Here is a 5,803-nt window from a genome sequence, read left to right on the forward strand (position 1 = left end):
CTTGTTCCGCCGCACCGCGAAGACAACCTCGCACCGCACCGCACCGCACCGCACCGCGTCAGGGCAGAGCGGAGAACCCGCACGAGCGGCGCACAGCGACATCGAGTTGACTGATCGTCATGGATAGGCGGACACGACCGTTGCCACGGTGGGCGGAGGTCGGCAGCGTGGTCGTGGCGGCGGTCGCCATCGTCCTGGCGATCGTGTTGTGGCTGGCGCCCGAGGGCGAACCGTTCGCGATCATCCGGTTCGTGTTCCAGTGCGTCGGTCTCGCCGCGATGATCACCGGGTGTGTGCTGTTCTTCGTCGCGGCCGCTCGGGGGATGGTCTTCCCCATCACCCCTTCCCGGATGCGGACGCTCACCCGGCGGGACCGGCAGCTGGTCGGGCGAGCTGCGATCGGGCGCGCCGTCGCCCCGTCCGGCACGGAGGACCTCGTCCGGATCACGGCCCGGCGGATCGTCGTGCTGACTCCCCGGCAGGTCGCGATGAGCGTGGGTGCTGTGCTGCTCGAGGCTTCGGTCGTCTCGCAGACCACCGAGAGGTGGGCAGCCACGCGGTGGATCACCACCGGTGGCCTCGTGCTCTTCGTGGTGGCACTGGGGAGCACCCTCTGGATGAACCGGGCGGCGCTGCGTGTGCTGGGACGGGACACGGCACTCGCCCCGGACCGAGAAGGCTAGCGGCGGCCGAGCAGGGCCGCGACGGCGTCGCGGAAGCGTGACGGGCGTCGGACTGTGAGTGGTACCGCGCGGGTGTGGTTCGGGAACGCCAGGTCGTGCAGCATGTTCCGCTTCGAGCCGTCCCAGTTCGCGAAGAGGTACGCGCCGCCGAACGACGTGAGACTCCGGACGGGCGTGCGCTTCCAGTTCCGGGCGACGTAGTACCCGGAGTGACCGGCGCTGATGTTGCGGATGACGGTGTCGACGTCGATGACGCTCGTGGTCGTGACGACGGCGGTGATGCCCGTGCGGTCGCGGGCGACGTACTCGATGCGGTGTTCGGACACGGGAAGCTCTTCGTGCTGGAGGGATCAGGGTGTGGACGCGGAACCGCCGTTGCTTCCGGGAGTCAAGGATACGTCCGACCCTCGGATCCGGTCACGGCCCGGACACGAACCGTGCGGTTCCGCGCCGGGCGGACGATCCTGAGGAGCCCGAGCGGCACCCGAGACTCGCCGTGCCGCACGCGAGTCTCGCGGTGCGGCGCGCGAGTCTCGCGGTGAGCGACACTCCTCGCGCCCGCGACCGCGAGCAGTGTCGCTGAGGCCGAGCCTCGTGCAGGGCCCCGCCGGACCGTCAGCGGGCGCGCTCGCGTCGCAGCGACCGGAGCACGCGCATGAGGACGTCGAGCTTCACCTGCCCGGCCGTGTACGGGCGTCCGAGCGCCGTCCGGGGGAGGAGCACGAGGACCCGATCGTCCGTCCTCGTGATGCGGAGCGCGACGTCGATCCGCTGCCCGCGACGCTCCTCGGTCACGAGGTCGATGTGGTCGACGTCGTCCCACGCCAGGTGGGCAACGGGTTCGGCGCTGTCCGGCGTCCAGCCGTGCAACCCGCTGCCGTCCACCGTCCAGATCGTCGGCGCGGGGTCACCGACCGGCTCGACCGGCAGGTGGAACCGCACCGGTCCGTGTGCTCGGATCCGGGCGAGCGTGCGGCGGTCCGTCCGACCGCGCGAGCGTGACCCGACGGCGATCCAGACACCCCACACCAGCAGGACGAGCGGGAGCAGGAGGAAGGACAGGCGGCGGTGTCCGCTCGTGAACCACTCGAGGTGCGGGATCTCGAGCGCGAGCGACCCGCCTCCGACCACGACGAGCAGGGCCACCGCGACGACGAGCCCCCAGCGCGGAGGCGCCACCCCGTCCCGCAGCCGCTGCACCCACCGATCGGCCTCGTACTCCACCCGGCCATCCTGCCCACGTACATCTGCGTGCTGTCCTCGACCCGTGCCTCCAGGCCGGTCCGCCGATGCGATGCCAGATCGCGACCCGTCGTCGCGGTGCGCCCCGCCCGCTGGCGCACGTGCACGCTCACGACCATGCTGGGGACCGTGCCAGTGACCAGCTCCACCGTCCGCCCCGCCCTGCCCGGCATCGCCGTCGCCCTCGTGGTCGGCGTTGCCGCAACCATCGTCGGCACCCTGGTGCCCGTCGTCGGGGGCCCGGTCCCGGCCGTCGTCCTCGGCGCTCTGGTCGGCTGGCTCGTCCGCCGTCGCACGACCGGCGAGCTCGGGACCCTGGCACCCGGCGTGAAGTTCGCGTCGAGCCGGGTGCTGCAGGCCGCGGTCGTGCTGCTCGGTGCACAACTCTCGATCGGGGCCGTCCTGCGCATCGGTGCCGAGACGCTCCCGGTGATGCTCACCACGCTCGTCGTGTGCCTCCTCGGTGCCTGGCTCATCGGACGAGCGCTCCGGGTGTCGGCGACGCTCCGCACGCTGATCGGCGTGGGCACCGGCATCTGCGGCGCCTCCGCGATCGCGGCCGTCACGCCCGTCATCGGCGCCGTCGGAGCGGACGTCGCGTACGCGATGTCGACGATCTTCCTGTGCAACATCGCCGCCGTCTTCCTCTTCCCCCTGCTCGGACATGCGCTCGGCCTGTCGCAGCACGCCTTCGGCGTCTTCGCCGGGACCGCCGTCAACGACACCTCCTCGGTGGTCGCGACCGCGACGGTCTACGGTCGCCAGGCGACCGACACCGCCGTCGTCGTCAAGCTCGTGCGCACGCTGATGATCATCCCGATCGTGGTCGGACTGGCCGGACTGGAGGCTCGGCGCACCGCTCGCACACAGGCTGCGGTCGGCGACGCCGCCGGTCGCGCCGGTGGCGTCCGCGTGTTCCGGTTGGTCCCGTGGTTCCTGATCGGGTTCCTCGTGGTCGTGCTGCTCCGGACCGTCGGGGTGCTACCGGCGGCCGCTGCCCCCGGTTTCGCGTCCGTGGCGACGTTCCTCATCACCGTGGCGCTCGCCGCGATCGGGGTGTCGACGGACTTCGGTGCGCTCCGCCGGGCGGGGTTCCGGCCGATGCTGCTGGGCATCGTGCTGTGGGCGCTCGTGGCGGGGACGAGCCTCGGGGTGCAGGCGGCGTTCGGGATGCTCTGACGACCCTTGCCGCGTCGCGACCCATCGTCGACCGCTCCGTGCTGAAGAACAACCGTGCCGAGCGATCCGGTTCTCGACGCTGACGGCCCTGTGTGACGTCCTGGGCTGCCAGCCGGGCGACCTCTTCTCGGTGCGTCGACCGTGACGACAACGGCGGTGCGCCCTCCCTTGGATGGCGGCTGGACGCGCGACGGCGGGTACCCAGCAAGATGGACCGGACCACGCGAGCGCGTCGGTCGGAGAGGACACCGTGTCGGACGACACCAGCAACGCCGCCCTGCAGGCGATGATCGACCGCGCCGGGCGGATCACTGCTGACGAGGCAGAGACGCTCGACACCACCTGGAAGGCCGACGAGGGGATCCTGGTCCCGGAACCGAGCGCATCGCTCGCGATCCAGGGCGGCGCGGACGGACGGATGGTCACGAACGCCGACCTCATCGCGGCCTGGCAGCACGCACTCGAGGCCGCCGGCGCAGCGGGACGCGTCGAGGAGATCGAGGCCGCGCAGGAGGCCGGGCGCGCGGTGCGGCACTCGGACGCGCGGCTGCGGGACCGCGCCGGAGCCGAGGAGGCAGTCCGGTCCGCGGTGCTCGCGACCGGGGTGCGCGATCTCCTCTCGGACGATGAGTACGACACGCTGACGGCGGCCTGGCGGAAGGTGCTCGGGGAGGCCTGATCCGCTGCGTCCGCCTCGACTCAGCGGCGGGCTCGGAGGGCGCGGACGGCGCCGGCGGCGGACAGGACGACACTGGGAACGATCGAGGAGACGGCCCGGAGGTACGGCTCCTCCTTGCCTCCGAACCCCGTCTTGAACTTGGCCACGCCCTCGTCGATGTACCCGACGAGGTCGACCGCCGTGTGCCCTCGGCGGAGCGCCCACTGGAGTGCGTCGTGGTACAGGACCGTGCTGGGACTGGCTGCACGGTGCGCGCGGAGGGAGCCACCGACCCACCCGCAGACGACGGGGTGGCTCGCCAGCGCCACCAGCAACCCCACCGCCTCGCCGTCGATCACCGCGGTGGACGCGTAGAAGTCCTCACGGGCCGCCGACCAGCGCTCCAGACGGGCGCCGAGGTCGGCGGGGTAGGGCGACGGGACCCCACGGCTGCGGTAGGCCTCCTCGAGGAGCTGGGGCAGGAGCGTCGTGATCTCGCCCGGGAGTGCGGGCCTGACCTGGACACCCCGCCGCACCCCGGAACGCAGGTGGTACCGGGCGTTGCTCTTCATCCCGGCCGTGAGCGACTCCGGGGTGGCACCGACGAGGTCCACCGTGATCGTGCGGTCGGCGTGCCACTCGCACCGCGTCTCGGCCAGCGCACGCTCGGCGTTGCCCGCCGCCCCTGGCCCGAACTCGAACCGGACCAAGGGGTGGCCGTGGCGGACCTGCCAGCTCCGGAACGCGCGCAGCGTGGGCACGAGGAGGACATCGGGGACGAGCGGCCCGACGTAGGGGAACGGGGGCTCGACGGCCCTCGGCACCAGGGAGGGTTGCACCATCACGGGGAACACCCCGACGGGTTCGCCGTCCTGCAGGACGAGGAGCGGGGTGAACCTCCAGCCGAACATGTCGGTCATGAGGTGCAACCACGACCAGTCGTGGAAACTCGTCCCGCCGGGATTCGCTGCGACGAGCGAATCCCACAGCCGCGAGTCGTCGGTCGTCGTGAACCGGATCTGCACTGGACGAAGCCCTCCCTCGGGTGTCGACCACCCGTTCATCACGGAGGACCATGGTCGACCGTGGACGAACGTACTGCTGCGAACCGAGCGAACGCCGATCCCGCGCGGCGCTCTGTGACGATCCGGTGACGACCCCTTCCGCAGCGCGACGGCGGTCCGGCGACGTCGACCACAATCGGCTGATCCGTCCGTCACGGTGCTGCGACGCGCGGTCCCTACCGTCCCACCTGTCCGGCGCGAGCGAACGACTGGCGCGGACGGAAGGGAAGACCACCATGAAGCTCTCCACCGCAGCGCTCCTGGCATCCGCGGCCGCCGTGGCCGTCCTGGGCGGGGTCGTCACGTCGGCCTCCGCCCAAGCGGCACCCGCGCACGGCACCACCGTCCACGCCGCCGCGCACGTCCTCGCCGCTCGGACCGCCCAGCCGCCGAAGCCGGGTCGCCAGGACCACTCCCGGTCGACCGACTCGGTGCCGGGTCTGACCCGTGCCGTCGACCGCGCGAGCCACCCCGGCCTCGGACTCTGCAGCGGCGACTTCGCGTCGCTCGTCACCGCCGAGGGCGACCTGCGAGGCGACGGGCGCACGGGGTACCTCGTCGACACGACCTGCGCCGGGGCGACCGGCAGCACCCCGGACGAGGTCGCCCTGTACGAGTCGACCGGCCACGGCATCACCCGGTCCGCCGTCCTGTCGGCAGCGACCGCGACGCCGCGGACGAGCGCCTACCCGTACACGTGGGGCGCGCACACCGTCGTCCTCGCGTACCGCGGGGACACGCAGTACCGACTCGTGCGGCTCACCCCGCACGCCGTCGACCGCGGGCCGATCGTCGCGTTCCGCTGACCGGACGCGACGGCCGGACGCGACGGCCGGACGCGACCGCCGGACGCGACCGCCGGAGGCGAGGCCCGACGCGACGGCAGGACGCGACGGCCGGACGCGAGGCCGGACGCGACCGCCGGACGCAGCTTCCGGACGGGAGGCCCGGATCACGTGAGCAGACCTGCTCACGTG

General features: G+C 72.3%; 8 protein-coding genes. 5 read left to right on the forward strand and 3 right to left on the reverse strand.

From position 1 onward, the window contains the following. Window positions 1–119 precede the first annotated feature (119 nt). Window positions 120–683 (forward strand): hypothetical protein, encoded by a 564-nt coding sequence (locus tag ACSW7Y_RS15790; RefSeq protein WP_438127192.1) that lies wholly within the window; start codon window positions 120–122, stop codon window positions 681–683. On the opposite strand, the gene ACSW7Y_RS15795 is transcribed toward ACSW7Y_RS15790, so the two are convergent. Both ACSW7Y_RS15795 and ACSW7Y_RS15800 read right to left on the reverse strand, forming a co-directional pair. Continuing rightward, the gene (locus tag ACSW7Y_RS15795) at window positions 680–1,009 is read right to left on the reverse strand and encodes a hypothetical protein (protein WP_438127193.1); all 330 of its coding nucleotides are present in this window, start codon (window positions 1,007–1,009) and stop codon (window positions 680–682) included. The genes ACSW7Y_RS15790 and ACSW7Y_RS15795 overlap by 4 nt on opposite strands. Window positions 1,010–1,298: 289 nt before the next feature. Continuing rightward, window positions 1,299–1,907 carry a hypothetical protein gene (locus tag ACSW7Y_RS15800; protein ID WP_438127194.1) on the reverse strand — a complete coding sequence of 203 codons (609 nt, stop codon included), beginning with the start codon at window positions 1,905–1,907 and terminating at the stop codon, window positions 1,299–1,301. 147 nt (window positions 1,908–2,054) lie between these two features. On the opposite strand from ACSW7Y_RS15800, the gene ACSW7Y_RS15805 reads away from it, so the two are divergent. The 3 genes from ACSW7Y_RS15805 to ACSW7Y_RS15815 all read left to right on the forward strand — a co-directional run bounded on the left by ACSW7Y_RS15805 (window position 2,055) and on the right by ACSW7Y_RS15815 (window position 3,783). After that, a complete protein-coding gene (locus ACSW7Y_RS15805; protein ID WP_438127195.1) occupies window positions 2,055–3,104 on the forward strand; it encodes a YeiH family protein in 1,050 nt (349 codons plus the stop codon). Next, window positions 2,998–3,249 (forward strand): helix-turn-helix domain-containing protein, encoded by a 252-nt coding sequence (locus tag ACSW7Y_RS15810; protein ID WP_438127196.1) that lies wholly within the window; start codon window positions 2,998–3,000, stop codon window positions 3,247–3,249. Before ACSW7Y_RS15805 ends, ACSW7Y_RS15810 begins: the two co-directional genes overlap by 107 nt. A 105-nt stretch (window positions 3,250–3,354) precedes the next feature. Further along, window positions 3,355–3,783 (forward strand): hypothetical protein, encoded by a 429-nt coding sequence (locus tag ACSW7Y_RS15815; RefSeq protein ID WP_438127197.1) that lies wholly within the window; start codon window positions 3,355–3,357, stop codon window positions 3,781–3,783. Between the two features lie 20 nt (window positions 3,784–3,803). Here ACSW7Y_RS15815 and ACSW7Y_RS15820 read toward each other — a convergent pair whose 3' ends face one another. Next, on the reverse strand, window positions 3,804–4,682 hold the full coding sequence (locus ACSW7Y_RS15820) for a GNAT family N-acetyltransferase (protein WP_438127198.1): 879 nt from the start codon (window positions 4,680–4,682) through the stop codon (window positions 3,804–3,806). A 380-nt stretch (window positions 4,683–5,062) separates the two neighbouring features. Here ACSW7Y_RS15820 and ACSW7Y_RS15825 point away from each other — a divergent pair, with 380 nt between their 5' ends. Beyond that, window positions 5,063–5,632, forward strand: a complete 570-nt coding sequence (locus ACSW7Y_RS15825) for a hypothetical protein (protein ID WP_438127199.1) — start codon at window positions 5,063–5,065, stop codon at window positions 5,630–5,632. Window positions 5,633–5,803 lie beyond the last annotated feature (171 nt).

Origin of the sequence: Curtobacterium flaccumfaciens, from assembly GCF_051548005.1 — a bacterium.
Classification (GTDB): domain Bacteria; phylum Actinomycetota; class Actinomycetes; order Actinomycetales; family Microbacteriaceae; genus Curtobacterium.